This is a genomic window from Nonlabens tegetincola (genome assembly GCF_002117085.1).
In the GTDB taxonomy this organism is placed as follows: domain Bacteria; phylum Bacteroidota; class Bacteroidia; order Flavobacteriales; family Flavobacteriaceae; genus Nonlabens; species Nonlabens tegetincola.
Genome location: NZ_CP019342.1, coordinates 2171853 through 2192326 on the forward strand (window position 1 = coordinate 2171853; position 20474 = coordinate 2192326).

At 36.2% G+C, this 20474-nt stretch carries 15 protein-coding genes; 1 reads left to right on the forward strand and 14 read right to left on the reverse strand.

Going from position 1 to position 20474, the window contains the following annotated elements:
• Positions 1 to 17: 17 nt before the first annotated feature.
• From ruvA to BST91_RS10120, 6 genes are all read right to left on the reverse strand, one after another.
• Positions 18 to 599 (reverse strand): Holliday junction branch migration protein RuvA, encoded by a 582-nt coding sequence (gene ruvA, locus BST91_RS10095; RefSeq protein ID WP_085775312.1) that lies wholly within the window; start codon positions 597 to 599, stop codon positions 18 to 20.
• 36 nt (positions 600 to 635) lie between these two features.
• Positions 636 to 2948: an NADP-dependent malic enzyme gene (locus tag BST91_RS10100; RefSeq protein WP_085775313.1), complete on the reverse strand. Its 2313-nt coding sequence runs from the start codon at positions 2946 to 2948 to the stop codon at positions 636 to 638.
• A gap of 243 nt (positions 2949 to 3191) precedes the next feature.
• Positions 3192 to 4127, reverse strand: coding sequence for a carbohydrate kinase family protein (locus tag BST91_RS10105; RefSeq protein WP_085775314.1), 936 nt, complete (start codon positions 4125 to 4127; stop codon positions 3192 to 3194).
• Entirely contained in the window at positions 4127 to 5305 is a 1179-nt protein-coding gene (locus BST91_RS10110) for a glycoside hydrolase 100 family protein (protein WP_085775315.1), read from the reverse strand. The genes BST91_RS10105 and BST91_RS10110 overlap by 1 nt, the downstream gene beginning before the upstream one ends.
• The gene (locus BST91_RS10115) at positions 5298 to 6602 is read right to left on the reverse strand and encodes an MFS transporter (protein WP_085775316.1); all 1305 of its coding nucleotides are present in this window, start codon (positions 6600 to 6602) and stop codon (positions 5298 to 5300) included. The genes BST91_RS10110 and BST91_RS10115 overlap by 8 nt, the downstream gene beginning before the upstream one ends.
• Positions 6603 to 6823: 221 nt before the next feature.
• Positions 6824 to 9439, reverse strand: coding sequence for a TonB-dependent receptor (locus BST91_RS10120; protein WP_085775317.1), 2616 nt, complete (start codon positions 9437 to 9439; stop codon positions 6824 to 6826).
• A gap of 172 nt (positions 9440 to 9611) precedes the next feature.
• Here BST91_RS10120 and BST91_RS10125 point away from each other — a divergent pair, with 172 nt between their 5' ends.
• Positions 9612 to 10640 (forward strand): LacI family DNA-binding transcriptional regulator, encoded by a 1029-nt coding sequence (locus tag BST91_RS10125; protein WP_085775318.1) that lies wholly within the window; start codon positions 9612 to 9614, stop codon positions 10638 to 10640.
• A 307-nt stretch (positions 10641 to 10947) separates the two neighbouring features.
• Here BST91_RS10125 and BST91_RS10130 read toward each other — a convergent pair whose 3' ends face one another.
• The 8 genes from BST91_RS10130 to nrfD all read right to left on the reverse strand — a co-directional run bounded on the left by BST91_RS10130 (position 10948) and on the right by nrfD (position 20473).
• Entirely contained in the window at positions 10948 to 12132 is a 1185-nt protein-coding gene (locus BST91_RS10130; RefSeq protein ID WP_244895603.1) for a cytochrome P450, read from the reverse strand.
• Between the two features lie 152 nt (positions 12133 to 12284).
• Entirely contained in the window at positions 12285 to 13313 is a 1029-nt protein-coding gene (ruvB, locus tag BST91_RS10135; protein WP_042279524.1) for a Holliday junction branch migration DNA helicase RuvB, read from the reverse strand.
• 168 nt (positions 13314 to 13481) lie between these two features.
• Complete coding sequence (locus tag BST91_RS10140) at positions 13482 to 15305, reverse strand: cytochrome c oxidase subunit I (RefSeq protein WP_060523684.1); 1824 nt, start codon at positions 15303 to 15305, stop codon at positions 13482 to 13484.
• 4 nt (positions 15306 to 15309) lie between these two features.
• On the reverse strand, positions 15310 to 16389 hold the full coding sequence (locus BST91_RS10145) for a cytochrome c oxidase subunit II (RefSeq protein WP_085775319.1): 1080 nt from the start codon (positions 16387 to 16389) through the stop codon (positions 15310 to 15312).
• A gap of 27 nt (positions 16390 to 16416) precedes the next feature.
• A complete protein-coding gene (locus BST91_RS10150; RefSeq protein WP_085775320.1) occupies positions 16417 to 17778 on the reverse strand; it encodes a TroA family protein in 1362 nt (453 codons plus the stop codon).
• Between the two features lie 18 nt (positions 17779 to 17796).
• The gene (locus tag BST91_RS10155; protein WP_060523680.1) at positions 17797 to 18495 is read right to left on the reverse strand and encodes a c-type cytochrome; all 699 of its coding nucleotides are present in this window, start codon (positions 18493 to 18495) and stop codon (positions 17797 to 17799) included.
• Entirely contained in the window at positions 18495 to 19031 is a 537-nt protein-coding gene (locus BST91_RS10160; protein ID WP_042279511.1) for a DUF3341 domain-containing protein, read from the reverse strand. The genes BST91_RS10155 and BST91_RS10160 overlap by 1 nt, the downstream gene beginning before the upstream one ends.
• Positions 19032 to 19036: 5 nt before the next feature.
• Positions 19037 to 20473 (reverse strand): NrfD/PsrC family molybdoenzyme membrane anchor subunit, encoded by a 1437-nt coding sequence (gene nrfD / locus BST91_RS10165; protein ID WP_042279509.1) that lies wholly within the window; start codon positions 20471 to 20473, stop codon positions 19037 to 19039.
• Position 20474: the final 1 nt, after the last annotated feature.

The window sequence follows — 20474 nt, forward strand, 5'->3', positions numbered from 1 at the left end:
TACCTATATCCCAAATCCTATAATTGTTTTAATGCTTGTTTAATCAAATCTTCTACCGTGGCATCTGGTTGATTGCTCAAAATTTTATCCACGACTTTTTGAGCCTGCTTGCGAGCATAGCCTAAAGTTTCTAGTGCAGATAACGCTTCATCACGGCCAGTATTGCTTGCAACAATAGAAATTTCTGGATTATCTAATACTTGTAATATTTTATCCTTAAGATCGAGTATAACACGTTGCGCTGTTTTTGCACCTATACCTTTTACACTTTGTATCGTGCGCACATCTTCACTAGCGATAGCTTGTGCAATTTGTGTGGGCGCAACACTGGATAACATGGTATGAGCTGTATTTGCACCAACTCCAGATACGGACAGTAATAGTTTGAAGATTTCTCGTTCACTTTTTTCGGCAAAACCGAACAACCTGTGTGCATCCTCACGTACTTGCATATAAGTATACAACTTGCACTGCTCGTTGTCTGGCAGTTGTGAATATGTGTGCAGTGATATTTCTACTAGATATCCTACTCCATGGCAATCAATTACTACATCGGTCAGGTTTTTTTCTACTAGCCTGCCCTGAAGTTGTGCAATCATAATTGGTTAATTGTGTTTCAAATGTAATAAAATAATCTATTGCGGTTGTTGCGACCTTTTCAACTGCAATGAACGGTTATAGGACTCCTTTTGTTGTGCATCTATAACTGCCACGGCAGCCATGTTCACGATCTCGTCCACACTAGCTCCTAATTGAACTACGTGTACGGGTTTTTGCAAACCTAAAAGGATAGGACCTATACTATCAGTACCATTAAGTTCCTTCATCATTTTATAAGTACTATTTGCACTTTCAAGGTTAGGAAACACTAATGTATTCACTTTTTTACCTGCAAGTTTTGAAAAAGGAAACTTGTCCTGAAGTAATTCAGAATTTAAAGCAAAATCGGCTTGTAATTCTCCATCTACTACTAGATCGGGATAATATTGGTGTAAATATTTTACCGCATTACGTACTTTAACAGCATTAGGATGTTCTGATGACCCAAAGTTCCCGTAGCTTATCATTGCGATATTAGGCGTGATACCAAACAACTGGGCTGTACGGCCTGTCATTTGTGCAATTTTTGCTAGTTCAATAGCATCTGGATCTATGTTTATAGAAGTGTCTGAAATAAACATAGGACCTCGTTGTGTGATCATTAAATTGGTACTGGCTACTTTGTCAACTCCTGGTGCGCGACCTATAATCTCTAACATAGGTGTGATGGCACGAGGATAGGACTGAGCAAATCCAGTGATTAAACCATCGGCATCACCCATTTCTACCATCATCGCCGCAAAATAATTGCGCTGTCTTAAAAATTTACCGGCATCAAATAAAGTAACCCCTTTACGCTTTCTTATTTTCCAAAACTCTTCAGCATATCTATCTCTGCGAGCTTTTTCTTCATCGCTTTTGGGATCAATAATTAAACAAGGTTGATCAAACTCAAGTTCCTCTTTAAGTTCTTCAATTGTTTCCCTGCGTCCCAAAAGTATAGGTGTTCCTATTCCTTCTTCTAAAACAATTTGCGCTGCTTTGAGTACATCTAGTTGATCGGCCTCGGCAAAAACAATTCTTTTTGGATTTGTCCTTGCTCTATTTAAAATAAGCCTGACAAGCTTATTATCTGAGCCCATACGTGTGAGCAATTGCTCCTCGTATTTCTCCCAATCTTGAATTGGTTCTTTGGCAACTCCTGTTTCCATGGCTGCTTTTGCAACAGCTGGCGGAATGGTTGAAATTAATCTAGGGTCAAAGGGTTTTGGAATTATATAATCCCTACCAAAGGTAAGTTTGAGCTCGCCATAGGCGATATTAACTTGTTCAGGAACTGGTTCTTTTGCAAGACTAGCAATAGCATGAGTAGCTGCTAGTTTCATTTCTTCATTAATTGTAGTTGCTCTTACATCTAGCGCTCCACGAAAAATAAAAGGAAAACCTAATACGTTATTTACTTGATTAGGGTGATCGCTTCGCCCTGTTGCCATAATGATATCATCACGGGTTGCAATAGCTAGGTTGTAATCAACCTCGGGCACTGGATTTGCCATGGCAAATACAATCGGGTTTTCATTCATGCTCAATAGCATGTCCTCATCAACAATGTTTCCTACTGAAAGACCTAAAAATACATCGGCATTCTTAAATGCCTCGCGCATGGACACGGTATCCATCTCTCTTGCAAATTGCATTTGCATATCACCAAGATCTGTCCTAGATGTTGTAATTAAACCGTCCACATCATACATCATGATGTTTTCCTTCTTTGCTCCTAGCTTTACATAAAGGCTGGTACAAGAAATAGCGGCGCTACCAGCTCCTGACACAACGATTTTTACGTCTTCTATTTTTTTATCAGCAAGTTCAAGCGCGTTGAGTAATGCCGCACTTGAAATAATGGCTGTACCATGTTGATCGTCATGCATTACTGGGATATCTAACTCCTCTTTTAAACGGCGTTCTATTTCAAATGCTTCTGGAGCCTTGATATCTTCTAAATTTATCCCACCAAAAGTTGGGGCAATATTTTTCACAGTTTGAATGAACTCTTCAACATTTGTGGTATCAACCTCAATATCAAAACAGTCTAGGTCAGCAAATATTTTGAAAAGCAGCCCTTTTCCTTCCATTACAGGTTTAGAGGCTTCTGGGCCAATATCACCAAGACCTAAAACAGCGGTTCCATTAGAAATTACGGCCATAAGGTTTCCCTTGGTAGTATATTTATAAACATTTGCCTTATCCTTAGCTATTTCAAGACAAGGCTGTGCAACACCTGGACTGTAGGCAAGAGATAAATCTCGTTGACTACTATACTTTTTAGTAGGTACAATTTTTATTTTACCAGGTTGCGGTTTTGCGTGATATACTAATGCTTCTCTACGTTTACTTTCTTCACTCATGGGGTTTGAGTTTAATTGCTCAAAAAAAAATGGAAAAACAAATGTACTAGATATTGTTAAGATAGGTACTAAGGTTAAGGTAAATATGGAACTCGCTTTCGCGAAAGCGAAATAAATTTTATCTTTTATTGTTTCAACAACAATTAGTATATAAGGATGATAAAAGTAAAAATAATCCAATCTATACCATATAAAACAAACCAATATAACTACAGGAACAATTACTACAAATTTACAAATCCACTAAACCAATTCGTTAATTACGTTTTTAAGAACTTTTATATCAGGCAATCGCCCAACATTCTGTAGTTTGATAGTCGCTAGTTTTTGAGCAATCGTAGTAGAGTCTAGTAGAGACTTGTTACTGAGCCTGGAAAATAAAAATCCCGCCCAGAAAGCATCACCTGCACCTGTGACGTCCTTAACATCTTTTACTTGTAACGCAGCTTGATTCAATACACCTTCTTTAAGATCTGAAACAGCAACACCGTCTTTACCTTTGGTAAGACATATCGTAGAAACTCCTTTAGAATGGAAGTAACTAAAAATTTCTTCATCAGATTTGTGATTATCAAAATACCTATAACAATCGTCTATACTTAATTTTAGTAATGGATTATTAGCCAAATACTGCGCAATCACTTTTTTTGCTTCTTTACGATCAGACCAAATTTTCTCGGAGTAATTTAGGTCTATACTTAGTTGCAGACCAAGTTCTCTAGCTCGTTGTGCTCCTTTTAAAATTGTAGCTCTTGCTGGGTTTTTACTCAAAGCAAAACATGTGGTGTGATAAATCTTAGACAAATCCAACAGTTCATCTGTAATTAAATCTTCTGTTATAACAGAGTCTGCCTCTCTATAGGCAGTAAAATCTGGTGTGTCTATAGATCTAGAAATTAAAATAATAGAAGTAGGTAATCCAGATGCTCTATTTATGTGTGAGGTATTTACCTGTTCACTTTTTAATTTATCAACTATAAAATCCCCTAATCCATCTTTTCCGCAAGAGCCGATAATAGCAGATTTCAACCCTAATCTTACGGCATTAACCGCAACATTAGTTGGAGAACCACCTAAAAAACGGTGGTAATTTTTAGTTTCTGAAATACTTACATTTTTTTCATGACCTATAAAATCAATCAATATTTCCCCTACACACAATATATCAATGGTCTTCACTAGTCAATTAATATTTTAAAATTATTATTTAATGATTTATGCAGGATTACTGCTCCTGCCGCACTCCAAGCACATTTAGGCACACCTAAAGGCTCACCCGTGATAGAATGGAAATTTTCATAAAAGGCAAATTCCTCAAGTGCGTTTAATTGATTTATATTCCTCAATAAATCTTGAGCTGCTTGTTCATATCCCATACTGCATAAGGCTAATCCATAAAATCCGTTTACCATAGGCCAGCTACCACCATTATGAAATTCATAAGGATAGTTCCTGAATTCATACTTACAATTATCTTTCAATAAGTTCCAATGCTCATCTTCTTGCATCACTGGTGGCCAAAATGCCGGTAATACTTGGAGTTTGCTTTGAGATAATAAATTTTGACTGTATTCAACTATTCTTTCTTTAAGATCTGAAGAACCTAGGTTCAGTATCAAGAATAAACTATTTGCAAATGCATCAAATTGCGTTTTATATCCAGATGGTGAAAATGACGCTGGTAAATAACTCTTTAGAGCCATAGCTTCGTAAGCTCTAGGATGAAATTTCTCTGCTTTAGAATCTCCTAAGAAGTTAATTTGCAGCTGCTCTATAATAGAATCAATTTTATGATCGATTTGTACCTTATTTTCAAAATGATTGTAACACTTTAAGGCCCATAATCTCAATAATTGATCATATAATACATAACCATCGGTAATGTACTCATCTGCCCAGTTACCAGATAACGGTATGTACAGCAAATGCTTGTTGTTAAATTCCCAAGCATTTAAGAGTTTTAGACATTTATTGATGTTAGGTTTATATAATTCTACTATTTGAGGATCTTGCTTATAATGTGCTAGCTGGCAAACTCCTATTATAAACCAAGTTACCGCATCGACTCTACCTGCTAGACCACCATAACTAACTTCTACTTTTTTACCCTTAAAAGCAACATTAGACGGAATGGTTCCTATATCATGTTGGTGTGCTGCAAGCGTATGGATGGTTTTCTCAAAAGTCTTGACTAGTTCTTCATCTTCAGAGGCAAGTGCTGCTAGACCACATATGACCCCATCTCTAGACCACACCCTTTTATAATTCGATATATCTAAGGCGCTTGCAAGAAAACCATGCACAGATGAGGCTTTATGAAGCAACTCAATTGATTTATTATATGTAACACTATTCATGTAGAGAAGGTTTTCTTGATTGAATAAACAGTGTCACTATAGTAGCAAGAATTAATAATGCCCCTGCAAAAGTGATTGCATTACGTGGATCGTTACCTAAAAAATTCTTAAGTACAAATCCAAATGTCAACGTTTGAAATATCATAGGTATTACTATCATCATATTTATAATACCCATATAAACTCCATAACGTTCTTTAGGAATATTAGATATTACCATTAAATAAGGAATTCCCATCATACTCGCCCATCCTATACCGAAACCGGTTATCGCAAAGAGTAAGAAACTTTTATCAGATATATGAGGAAATACTAGAAATCCAGCAGCAGCAAGCAATAAACAAACCGCATGAACTAATTTAGGGCTGTATTTTTTTGCAAAACCTACCAATGCAAATGCCACTAAAAACGTTACTACATTATACCAGCCATTTATTAAACCTGTCCAACTTACTGCCTCATTATAAACTTCCTCATTAGTTGGTGTTACATTCCATACAGAAAGCGCGACGCTCTTTGAAGCGTTTTGCCAGTAACAAAACAGCGCATACCATTGAAAAAAGTATACTAGTGCAAGTTGCCACATCACCTTAGGCATATCCTTAATAGCAGATACAATTTCAATAAGCGGCCCTAGAAATGAGCGTCTTTCTGCGCGCATTAAAGCAAGTTCTTTGTCCGTAGGAGGTATTTCTTCAGTTTTGCTATTACTCCATAATACAGATCCTATTGAAAACGCTGCACCCAAAAAAAACGAAGCATAAACCCATGTAGGTAATGAACCTGTTTTACCAATTATAAATATAGGAAAAACAACGATCGATAGGTTTGCAAGCACCTGTCCTAGACCGGTAAAGAAACTTTGCATTTGAAAACCTGTAGGCTGCTGTTCTGGTATCAATTTATCAGCGATTAAAGCTCTATAGGGTTCCATGGCTGTATTATTTCCAGCATCAAGAATCCATAACAACCCAGCTGCCATCCATAAAGAACTGCTAAAAGGAAAAAGTAATAAGCTGACACTACATAGCAATGCACCTATTAGAAAATAAGGTTTTCGACGTCCAAATTTAGTTGACCATGTTTTATCACTCATAGCGCCTATAATAGGCTGTACAAGTAATCCCGTCACAGGACCTGCTAGATGCAAAATAGGTATTTGATCTGGTGTTGCACCAAGAAAATCATAGATAGGCGTCACCGCACTTTGTTGCAGTCCAAAACTATATTGAATACCGAAAAAACCGACGTTCATATGCAAAATTTGCCAAAAATTCAGCTTTACCTTCCCTATCATTTTTTAAATTTTATCAAGATCAACATACTGTTCTTAAGGGTTTATATTAATTCAATGACAAATGGATTTTGGAAATAAAATTGGCATTAAATAAATAATGCCAATTCTACTACAGATTTCTCTATGACCTAATCCAAAATTGTTTGTGGATCTTTATTTCATTAAGCACAGTGGAATATCCTTCTTATGCCATAACAAAACAACCACTACCAAATAATATATTAAAATCTATATTGCAATCCTAATGAAACAGACCTTCCAGGAAGAGCTCTAGCTCTTAAATAATTAGTTTGCCCTTCTACGATGGAGCCTTCTTCAGACTCAGTGATACCTAATGTGTCAAAAATATTATTTGCAGACATGTTTACATTTAAGTTTTTAGTTATACCCATGTTTACAAATCCGTTTACTATTACAAATCCAGGCATAATTAATTCATTAGTGTCTTGGGCATATGCTTTTGTTTGTCCTATAAAGCTTAATCCTATGGAATTTTGCTTTTCAACGCCAAAGTTATAAGAAGGTATCAAATTATAAATAAAATCTGGTTGTCTCCTAGGTTTATTTCCCTCGTTATCTCCTGACTCAAGAGTTGCATTTGTATATGTAATCGCACCTCTAACAGTTAAATCCTTCAACCTATATGAACCTTCTACCTCTACACCGAAGGATTTGTAATCATTATCAATAATTAGATCCGGATTTGTAGCCTCGAATCCTGCTTGTTCTGTAGTTGAAGAATAAAATCCTGTAACATAAATAGCACCATTATCAAATCCTTGCTTGTACCCCACTTCTGCCTGATTAAGGAAATCTAGAGCGTTGATTCTATCAGAATTTTGGTAGTCTAATCCCGAGAACAAAATACGATCTGCCTTTGCAGATGCTCCTCTACTATAGCGTGCAAAAACAGCTTGTCTTTCTTGTAGTTTATAATTGACACCTAACGAATAAGAGAAGTAATCATAATTGTAATTCACATTTGTAGGAGCGGCGTTATCTACACTAAAAACCGCTTGTTCTGGTGCTGAAATAACACCATCATTATTTATATCTATAGTAGATTCTACACCTCCTGAAAATGCTCCATCTACTTTACCATAATCGAATCTGACACTTGCATCAAAATTTAAACTTTCACTTGCCTCTAATGCAATATTTAAATATGGAGCAGAGACGTTGTATTGTGTATCATAATTTCTTGCAAGGTTACCCCAAAAAGGTGTTCCATAAGCATATAATCCATTTTCACTTAAAGGAGCGCCTGCAGGATCAAAAACGTTGATCAATCTAGCATTCTCCCCTTTTACTTCTTGTAGGTAAGAATTCCAGCTCCAGTTCATTGAAACATTTTGAATGGATTTAAAGTAACCTAATGTTATGTCTAGGTTGTTGTATGATTTTGATAATTTAATATCATTCATGAAGTTATTAAAGTTTTCTAACTCAACATCAAACATATGAATACGCGCCACAAGACTATTTGCTCCTACTGGCGAACCATCCGTGAATTGTAACGTAGATCCAGCACCAAAAGAGTCAGCAATTAACGCACTTGTACCTACTTGCGATGGGAAAGGAGATACGAAGGCTCCACTGTTTGCAGAGAATCTACCATTATTAGAAACTTTATAGCCATTTCCTAGATCAAACTTCGCTGCAATTCCTAAGGATGTAGACACGGGATGCATACCATCTGTAACATCACCTCGTGAAGGCTCACCATCAGGCCCTAATCGTAGTGTTTGCGTTAAATTAGGTGTATGTAGTGATCCGGTAGTAGCATCAAAATTAGGAGCATCTTCCCAAGTAGGGTTTGCATTGGTTCCTGAAACTTGAATAGGAGCTGGCAAATAAGCTATCGCTCTATCATTTAAATACTTACCATAAACTCTTACAGATCCATTTTCAAATTCTTTCATCAAGCTCAATTTAAATTGACCTCCATTATTTGCAGTAAACCCAGCATCTCTTATTCCTTCTCCTACTCTATAAAACCCACCAGCATGAATATATAAATTATCCGCAACCTCAGTTCCGTATGAAAAATCAGTTCTAAAAGAATCATAATTAGCTCCGAATGTAGTTCCTATGATACCACCTTCTGATTTTCCTGTTTTACTTATAATATTTATAATTCCACCAGGAGCATTTGAAGTTTGTGTAGACGCAGATCCACCACGAATCGCTTCAATACGAGCAACGTTAGCATCAAATCTTGTAAAAATATCTGCAGTAGCAAAAGACATGTCTCCATATAATAATACTGGAAGACCGTCTTCCTGAAGTTGAACGTATTTGGAACCACCTGAAGAAATAGGAACACCTCTTACAGATATATTTGAGTTTCCTTCACCACCTGAAGACTCTGATCGTATACCTGGTATTGTTCTAAAAATCTCCGCAGTAGTTCTAGGCGCGCTTTGAGCAACAGTTTCCGTTTTCAAAGTTGTAACAGAAACACTTGACTCAATTTTTGCTTTAGGATTTGTCACACCAGTAACTACAACTGCCTCTAGAGACTCCGCATTTTCCTTCATTACAAAATCAACAACAACATTGGATCCGCTAACACTTACAGTTTTAATAACTTTATCATATCCTAAACTCGTAGCTACAATAGTGTAATCTCCATTTGGGACATTTGCAATGCTGTATTTACCATCAAGATCAGTCACAGCACCTTTGTTAGTCCCTTGAAGCACTAGATTCACACCAAGAAGTGTTTCGCCTTGAATATCTTTTGCAGTTCCAGAAATTGTCGATTGTGCGGTAACAGTAACAGCTGCAAACAACAATGTCACTATAATACCCCATGTAGTTTTCTTAATATTCATTTTGAGTAAAATTTAATTATCAGTAAATGTTGAGTTAATACTTTTTCGAAATTAGAACAAGGACAGAATTATTAATAAAAATTTTAACCGAAAACGTTTTCGGTTTTTTCGAAAACGTTTTCGATATTTACTTTTATTGTATTTTAGCTGCTATATTTTTGATAAATCCATCATGAAACAAGTCACATTAAGAGAAATCGCTAATAAATTAAACATCTCCATTACCACTGTTTCAAAAGCTCTTAAAGATTATCCAGATGTAAGTCCTAAAACCAAATCTTTAGTAAAAGAACTTGCAAGCACTCTGAATTACAAACCAAATGCGTTTGCTGTTAATTTGAGGACTAGGGAATCAAAAACTATAGGTCTTATTATACCCGTAATTGTACATCACTTTTTCTCTAATGTAATTAAAGGAATAGTTGCTCAAGCTGAAAAAAAAGGTTATTTGGTAATTATACTGCAATCCAATGAATCTTATGAATTAGAGAAAAAACAAATTGACCTTTTAATGAATCAAAGAGTAGATGGTATTATCATTTCTCTTGCAAATGGTACTATTGAATACAAGCATTTGACTGATGTCATAAAGGCAAATACACCGCTAGTAATGTTTGATAAAATTGCTAAAATAGTCAATTGCTCAAAAGTAATTATTGATGATAGAAAAGCAGCGTATGATGCAACTCAACATCTTATAGATATAGGCTGTAGGCAAATTGCACATTTTCGAGGATCATTACTTCCTCAAAATTCTATAGATAGATTTCTAGGTTACCGAAAAGCTCTAGACGACAATGGAATCAAATATGATCCCTCATTGGTTTATATATGTGAATGTGATGATAATAGTTTTGAAGAAGGTAAAGAAAATGCAAGACTTCTCATGCAGGAGCACAACGATGTAGATGGTATATTTATAAACACTGATTTAGTAGCCATAGGAGCTATATCTGAATTCAACGATGCAGGAATTAAAATTCCTGAAGATATTGCGATTGTAGGATTCAGTAATTGGTTCATGTCATCAATTATTTCTCCAACTTTAAGCACAATCGATCAACCTGGTGTAAAAATGGGAAAAGCCGCTTTTAAACAACTTTACAAAGAAATAAAATTGAAAAAAAGAAATAAACCTGTGGAGTATCAACAAATCGTATTAAAAACTAAATTGATTCAGCGGGATTCTACAAAACTTTAGATTTGACGTCAAGCTTTCGCGAAAGCATAATTGAAAATTTTGTAAATGTCTCCCAAAACGTTGGTGTCGTTGTGCACACTATCAGTTAGCCTGCGTTTCTCTCCCTACCGCTCGTCGAATACAAGAAAAACTGTAAGTTCTTTAAACTTCATAGCGTAATCAAGTAGTATTCCTGATTGTACTTAGGGCTTTTATTGATATCTATTACTGATTGAATTAGTCTAGTCCCTGTTGGTTTTGACCTGGACGAGGATATGATTGAAAGTAGAAGCAAGACTACAGAATTAAAATCAGACTTATCGTATGACTATCGCTCTTTAAACATAACCATCGCCTTTTTAGGTTTTAGGGTGATTAGTGGATTGTATTCTATCCTTTCTCTGGTAGGGACTAAATGATACTTACTTACTAGTTTGTTCAAAACCATTACCATTTCAAACATCGCAAAGTTGTTTCCTACACACATACGTGGTCCTGCTCCAAATGGAAAATAGAAATTCCTGTATTCTTTGACTCTATCTGGATTGAAGCGTTCTGGTTTAAAATCATCAGGAGATTCCCATAAGTCTTCTCTACGATGTAACTCATAAAACGAAATCAACCAATTGGTATTTCTATCAATTTTTATAGAACCGCACTCATCATCTTTAAGAGCTACGCGATCAGTTACATAAGCAGGTGGATACAATCTTAATGTTTCTTCAACACATTGTTTGGTAAATTGAGATCGCATTATCTGCGTCATCAAGTCTGATTCTTTATCAACATCTTGCACCGACTGTAAAACTAAATCCTGGGCATCTTGATGTTGGGCTAATAGTTCAGTAGCAAAGCTTAATGCATTTGCCGTTGTTTCATGACCAGCAATAAACAAAACTAGTATTTCGTCTATGAGTTGCTCCTTACTCATATAGGAACCATCCTCATAGGTGCTGTGTAACAGCATGTCTAATAGATCACCGAAATGTTTTTGACTAGTTTTACGATCATCAATTATATCTGAAAGCAATTGTCTAGCTTCATTAATAAGCTCAAGATGATAGGGAATACTTCCAGATCCAGACAACCATTCTCGTTTATAGTACCAAAGTAAAAAAGGCAATCTTAATTCCTTAATCAACATTTTTTGAGCCTTTTCAGTAATTTCCTGAAGCCTGTTGATCTTATCTTCAATATCTTCAATATAAAAAAGAGTTTTGGCAACTACTTTAAACGCAAGATCATTGAAAATTTCAAAAACATCTTGGATCTCATTAGGTTTGATTTTACCCAACTCTTCATCAACCACTTCTTCCATCTTGTTCATAAGAGTAGCGATTGATTTTTTGTAGAAAGCTGGTTGAATTAATTTACGATTGGCTTTCCATTGCTCACCGTTTGCCGTTAACAATCCATGACCTATATACTTCCCTAAGTCTTTTGTTTGTAAAGTAGACTTATGAAAATTTTTTGATTTTTTTGAAGCATGTATTGCGCAAGGTCTTCGTCGCAAGTAAAATGAATGACCAATCCGGACTTCGGTTTTATCTTAAAAGTTTTACCGTACTTTTTAAAGTTATAACGGTGAAACGGCAAGGGATCCTTATAAATTTGTCTGGATTTGCTTAAAAACTCTATAAAAGGTACTTGTGGTATTTCCATGTGTTAGGTATCAAATAAGCCTCCTAGATTATTATGTCGGGTTTTACCTAAATGCTTATAGGCTAATTCAGTAACCTCTCGACCTCTTGGTGTTCTCATTATGAAACCTTGTTGAATGAGAAAAGGCTCGTATACTTCCTCAATCGTTTCGGCATTTTCAGATACTGCTGTAGCTAACGTAGTAATTCCTACAGGACCACCTTTAAATTTTTCAATTAATGTTGTTAAAATCTTATTGTCCATTTCATCCAGTCCATGCGCATCAACATTCAGTGCCTTCAAGGAGAATTGTGAAATATTCAGATCAATAGAACCATTGCCTTTAATCTGTGCAAAATCCCTTACTCTACGTAATAATGCATTAGCAATTCTAGGTGTACCACGACTGCGACCAGCGATTTCAATAGCGGCATCTATATCAATAGGTACGTTTAAAATATGAGCGCTACGTGTTACGATCGTAGACAGTAACTCTGTAGTATAATACTGTAACCTAGATTGAATACCAAAGCGAGCTCTCATAGGAGCTGTAAGTAATCCTGACCTCGTAGTAGCACCAATTAATGTAAAGGGAGCGAGATTGATTTGAACCGTACGAGCATTAGGACCTGTTTCAATCATTATATCGATTTTATAATCCTCCATTGCACTGTATAAGTACTCCTCTACAATCGGACTTAATCTATGAATTTCATCAATAAATAACACGTCACGCTCATCCAGATTAGTTAGTAAACCAGCTAGATCACCTGGCTTATCTAGCACAGGACCACTAGTAACCTTGATACCTACGCCTAATTCATTGGCTAGAATATGTGCCAAGGTTGTTTTTCCTAATCCAGGTGGACCATGAAATAAGGTATGATCTAATGCCTCACCACGAAGATTTGCGGCTTGAACAAATACCTTCAAATTCTCGAGCACTTGATCCTGACCTGCAAAATCATCAAAAGATAACGGTCTTAACGCACGTTCAATATCGTGTTCCTCATTGCTTAAATTTTCACTAGAAGCGTCCAAATATTCATTCATATCTCAAAGATAAGTCCTACGATAATAGAAATAATAACAAAAGAAATGTTTGTGATGAATACGCTTTCGCGAAAGCGAACATAATTATAAACTCCTAGAAAACAGAAGAAAATTATACGGCATAAAAAAAGCGCCTACAAGAGGCGCTTAATACTGTTAATATAAATTCTAGTGATTCATTTCTTCCTCACCATCTTGAAGAGGTATATGTTGTGGAGCATAATCCTGTCCAGGAATTACATACTCACCGTTTTCATTTACTTTACTGTAATCGTAAGCCCATCTATAAACATGCGGTATAGGACCATCCCAGTTACCATGAATATGCTTATCACCTGTAGTCCACTCTAAAGTGTTAGACTTCCATGGGTTTGCAGGAGCTTTCTTTCCGTAGAAAATAGACTTAACAAAATTGTACACAAAGAATAGCTGTGCTAATGCTGTGAAAATAGCGAACCATGTTATCAACTTATTAGTATCAGCTAAATCATCGAAATATGGAAAGTTTGTATTTGTATAGTAACGTCTTGGTAAACCAGCCATTCCGATAAAGTGCATAGGGAAGAATACTCCGTAAGCACCAATTGCAGTTAACCAAAAATGTGCATATCCAAGATTTTTATCCATCATGCGGTTGAACATTTTAGGGAACCAGTGGTAAACCCCAGCAAAAAGACCATACAACGCTGATATACCCATTACCAAGTGGAAGTGAGCAACAACAAAATAAGTGTCATGCACATTAATGTCCAACGTACTATCACCTAAGATAATACCTGTTAATCCACCTGTAATGAATGTAGAAACAAGACCGATAGAGAACAGCATCGCTGGATTCATCTGTAAGTTACCTTTCCATAACGTAGTGATGTAATTAAAGGCTTTTACAGCAGATGGAATCGCGATTAATAAGGTAGTAAAGGTAAATACCGAACCTAAGAAAGGATTCATACCTGATACGAACATGTGGTGACCCCATACAATAGTCGATAGGAAAGCAATTGCAAGAATAGACGCTACCATGGCACGATATCCAAAAATTGGTTTACGTGAATTAGTTGCAATCACTTCAGAGGTGATACCTAATGCAGGTAATAATACGATATATACTTCCGGGTGACCTAAGAACCAAAATAGGTGTTCAAAAAGTACTGGTGAACCACCTTGGTGTGCTAAAACCTCTCCTTTGATATAAATGTCTGATAAGAAAAATGAAGTACCAAAACTTCTATCCATGATTAATAACAAAGCAGCTGATAAAAGAACTGGGAATGATACTACACCAATAATTGCTGTCACGAAGAACGCCCATATAGTAAGAGGTAATCTAGTCATCGACATACCTTTAGTTCTCATGTTAATTACAGTAACAACATAATTCAAAGACCCTAAAAGTGATGAAGCAATGAAAATTGCCATGGAAACTAACCAAAGTGTCATACCAGCACCTGAACCTGGCATAGCTTCTTCTAACGCACTAAGAGGTGGATATATAGTCCATCCAGCGGCAGCTGGTCCTGTTTCAACAAATAATGAAGCAATCATTATTACCGAAGACAAGAAGAACAACCAATAAGAAACCATGTTTAGGAATCCAGATGCCATATCACGAGCACCAATCTGCAGCGGTATTAAGAAGTTTGAGAAAGTACCACTCAAACCTGCTGTAAGTACAAAGAACACCATAATTGTACCATGCAGCGTTACAAGTGCTAGATACATATTAGGATTCATTACTCCACCTTCTGCCCATCTTTCACCTAAGAAAAGTGAAAACAAAGCATTAGGCTGTTCTGGATATGCCAATTGTATTCTGAATAGTATAGACATTGCTATACCTATTGCTCCCATTATCAAACCTGTAATAAGATATTGCTTTGCAATCATCTTATGGTCTTGAGAGAAGATATATTTAGTTACAAATGTTTCTTTATGATGGTGGTGTCCATCATCATGTGCATTTTCTGTTGAAACTGAAATAGCCTGTCCCATAATTTTAATTTTCAGCGTTTGCTAAAGTTGTTCCTATTGTTTTTTGTTCTGCAATCCATGCATCGAAGTCTTCCTTCTCTTCAACTACTATTTTCATTTGCATGTTGTAGTGTGAGGCACCACAAATCTTATTACAAAGTAAATAATACTCAAACTCGTATGGATCTAAAGCTACGTCGCCGTTAGCTTCTAATTCCTTACTTCTTTGTCGACGAATTTCGTTAATCTTACTAACTTTTTCCGTCATAAACTCTGTACTCTTATATTCTTCAGAGGTTACAGTAGGAGTAAACTTAAATTGAGTAACCATTCCAGGAACTACATTCATCTGTGCTCTAAAATGTGGAAAATATGCTGAGTGTAGAACATCCTGACTTCTAAACTTGAAAAGCACTGGACGATCCACAGGTAAGTGTAATTCTGTAGTTACTACGTCATCTTGACCATCGGCATCAGTAGGATCAACTCCTAATTGATTTGCACCTTCAATAAATCTAACATTTGCATCACCTAATGTATTGTCGGCTCCACTGTATCTAGCTTTCCAACCAAACTGGTAAGCATAAACCTCTACAACGATTGGATCATCATCCATGTTAGCGTCCATAATGTCATTCCATGAGAATAAACCCCATAAAATTAGTCCAGCGAGAACTACTACAGGAATTGCCGTCCAAATAAACTCTAAACGATCGTTATCGGCATAAAATAAGGCTTTTTGACCTTTTCTACCGTGATATTTATAAGAGAAATAGTGTAATAAACCTTGGGTAAGTACCTGTACAATCATGATAATAATTGTAGAGGTAAATAAAAGGCTGTCATACTCAGTACCATGTTCAGATGCTGCATCAGGTAAGAAAAAATCATCATACGCAATAAAACATGCGATCATCATGATATAAATACCGATACCAAAGTATAGCATGAACTGGCCATTACGTTTGTTATCTTCATCGTTAGCTATTTGAGCCTCGGCACCATTGGAACCAGATGAAGCTTTACCTAAACTAACAATCTTTGAAATTTGCCATGCTGAAACGGCAATTAAAGCTGCGATTAATATGATAAGAAATGCTGTCATTTCAATAGTTTTCTTTTGTTAAGTAGATTAATAATGGAAATGCTTACTCTCTTTTAAATAAGGATCTCCTTTGGCCAATAATGGTGCTTTAGAAATGGTATTAAACACATAGAATAAGAAGATTCCACCAAACATTAGGAATGATCCTATTTCTGGTAAACCGATGAACCATGATGCACCTACTGTAGCAGGCATAACCATAACGTAAATATCTAAATAATGACCAACTAGTATAAATAAACCTGCTGTTACGACAAACCAGTTAATTCTCTTAAAGTCAGAATTCATAAGTATAAGCAATGGAAACAAGAAATTAATTGCTACCATTCCAAAAAATACTAAGTTATAATCCTCTATACGAGTAACGTAATAAGTTACTTCCTCTGGAATATTAGAATACCAAATAAGCATAAACTGAGAGAACCATAAATATGTCCAGAAAATACTAACACCAAACATGAATTTAGCTAAATCATGTATGTGTGAGTCATTAACAAACTCCAAATATCCTTTTGACTTAAGATAAATTGTTACTAAAGCGATAGTCGTAATTCCAGAAACAAACATACTTGCAAAAACATACCAGCCAAATAATGTTGAGAACCAGTGTGGATCAAAACTCATGATCCAGTCCCATGACATTATTGATTCGGTTACAATGAAGAATACAAGAAAAGCTGCACTGTGCTTAAAACCTTTTTTATACCATGCAATATCACCATCTTTTGCCTCATCTTGTTTTAAGGAGAACTTACGAATATTCCAACGATATAAATTCCATCCTATTAAAAATGCTGCAGCTCTTGCAAGGAAAAAAGGAATATTTAAAAAGCCAGTTTTACCTTGAATAATTTCATCGTGTGCTACAACATCTTCATCCATCCATATAAAAATGTGGTTTACATGAAATGCAGATATTAACAATAAAATGAACATGATGATTCCTCCAGGCAGTATATAACTACTGATACCTTCCATAACCCTAAACAACACAGGAGACCAACCAGCCTGAGCAGCTTTTTGAATAGCATAAAAGGCTAAAACACCTAAACCAATCATAAAGAAAAAGAATGCTGCAACATACACAGCAGACCAAGGTCTGTTAGTTAATTGGTGGTAAACATGCTCGGCATGTGACATTTCGTGAGATTCACCATGAGCTTCATCACCGTGTGATTCCTCACCATGAGTGTTATGATGATCATTCGTGGCATCCTCAAAATTCACTGTACTTGCTCCATGATGATCACCATGATGCTCTTTTTCCAGCATTTGTTCTACTTCTGCAAGATCTGCCGGACTGTTTATAAAACCAAATACAGTCATAATAAGACCTACTACAAACAGTATTCCTGCAAAAACTTTTAATTTACTTGATAGCGTATACATAAATATCTATTTACGGCCTTACTCGCCTTCAGTTGTTGTTGAATTGTTATCAGTATCGTTTGAATCAGCTTGCTGAGTTTCATCAGCAGGTGCTTCCATAACAGGAGCCTTACCAGCATCATCTCCATTTACAAATTCTCTTTTTTCCTCACCTTTAAGATCACGAGTAAGTGCATCAACATGATGAGCGATTTGCCATCTTTCCTCAATCGAGGTTTGTGAAGCATAGGATCCCATAGTGTTTATACCATAATACATAACATGGTATATAGAACCTTGAGTTATTTCTCTACTGTCATAACTAGGAACACCTAGGATCTTTTCATTCTTCACTAATATTCCTTTACCATTTCCACTTGTTCCGTGACATACAGCACAGTATATATCGTATAATTCTTTACCCTTTGCTAGGTTAGCCTCGGTATACGGTAATGGGTTATTTAGGTTCGCTTTCGCGGAAGCGTAACCTTCATTATTATTTTCATAATCATAAGGCATCCAACCTCTAGAAATCGTTCCTTCAACAGGTTTTTGGGCCTCTACATTACCAGGAAAAATTTCAGCCTCTTGGTAAGTTTCATACCCAGCTGACCTGTACATGTTTGGGAAATACTGAACAGAACGATCTGTTTTAGTACTTGTTTCGTTATCATTCATACAAGAAACCATAACAAGTCCCAATGCTGCGTAAATGAATGTTTTAAAAATTCTATTCATTAGTGCTCTTCTTTGTCGATTACTTTAATTTCTGTTGCTCCAGTGTCATACATAAAACGAGACATTTCTTCAATATCACCTTTTACATCAACTTCCATAAGGAAATGATCATCTGTAGTTCTTACGTCTGGGTTTTCAGCCTTTTTAAATGGCCATAATCTACTTCTTAAGTAAAACGTTATAACCATAAGGTGAGCTGCAAAAAATACCGTAAGTTCAAACATAATAGGTACAAATGCTGGCATATTTTCTAGATATGAAAAACTAGGTTTACCACCAATATTTTGTGGCCAGTCTTCTATCATAATATAGTTCATCATAGTAGTTGCTACCGCTAGACCTACTAATCCGTATAAGAATGCGTTAATCGCTAATCGCGTATCTGCTATTCCCATAGCTTTTTCAAGCCCGTGAACCGGAAAAGGAGTGAACACTTCCTCAATATGATAATGCTTTTCTCTTACTTGCTTAACTGCATTAAGCAAAACATCATCATCGGTATACATTACATGTAATTTCTTATTTGACGCTGCCATAATTATTATGCGTTAGGATGAGCTAAAGTGTCGCCAGAAGCATCACCGTGAGTTGTCGTTTGTTTGTTATCTCTAAGAGCTTTGTATTTACTACCACTTGCTTTAAGGATAGATTTTACCTCGGCTTGAGCTATTACTGGGAATGTTCTTGAGTATAGTAAAAACAGTACAAAGAAGAATCCTATAGTACCGATGAAAATACCTGCATCAACAAATGTTGGTGAGAACATAGTCCATGACGAAGGTAAGTAGTCACGGTGCAGAGATGTAACAATAATCACAAAACGCTCAAACCACATCCCTATATTTACTACTATCGAGATAGCAAATGAGAAAAGAATACTAGTTCTTAACTTTTTGAACCACATAAACTGTGGAGAGAATACGTTACAAGTCATCATTGCCCAATAAGCCCATGCATACGGCCCTGTTGCTCTATTTAAGAAAGCATATTGTTCATACTCAACTCCTGAATACCAAGCAACAAATAACTCTGTTATATAAGCCACACCAACTATAGAACCTGTAATCATGATTACGATGTTCATAAGCTCAATGTGCTGTATTGTTATATAGTTTTCAAGATGACAAACTTTTCTCATTACAATAAGAAGAGTATTTACCATAGCAAATCCAGAAAAGATTGCACCAGCAACAAAGTATGGAGGGAAAATAGTCGTGTGCCATCCTGGAATTACCGATGTAGCAAAGTCAAACGATACAATAGTGTGTACTGAAAGTACCAGTGGAGTCGCTAGACCAGCTAGCACTAACGATACTTCTTCAAATCGTTGCCAGTCCTTTGCTCTACCAGACCAACCAAATGACAGTAAACTGTATATTTTCTTATTGAAAGGAGTTATTGCTCTATCTCTAAGCATTGCAAAGTCAGGAAGTAAACCTGTCCACCAGAAAACTAATGAAACCGATAGATAAGTTGAAATTGCAAATACATCCCAAAGTAATGGAGAGTTAAAGTTAACCCATAAAGAACCAAATTGATTAGGAATAGGTAAAACCCAGTATGCTAACCATGGTCTACCCATGTGAATAATCGGGAATAAACCAGCTTGTATTACCGAGAATATCGTCATTGCCTCTGCAGAACGGTTAATCGCCATTCTCCATTTTTGACGGAATAATAAAAGTACTGCCGAAATCAAGGTACCTGCGTGACCAATACCTACCCACCAAACAAAGTTGGTGATATCCCATGCCCAACCAATAGTTTTATTTAGTCCCCATACACCGATACCAGTAGCAACCGTATATGTGATACAACCTAATCCGTAAAGGAAAGCAATAAGGGAAATGGTAAACACTAACCACCACTGCTTATTTGCGACACCTTCAACTGGTGCTGCAATGTCTCGAGTAACGTCGGTATAGGTTTTATCACCGGTTACTAGAGGTCTTCTTATGGGCGCTTCATAATGAGCCATA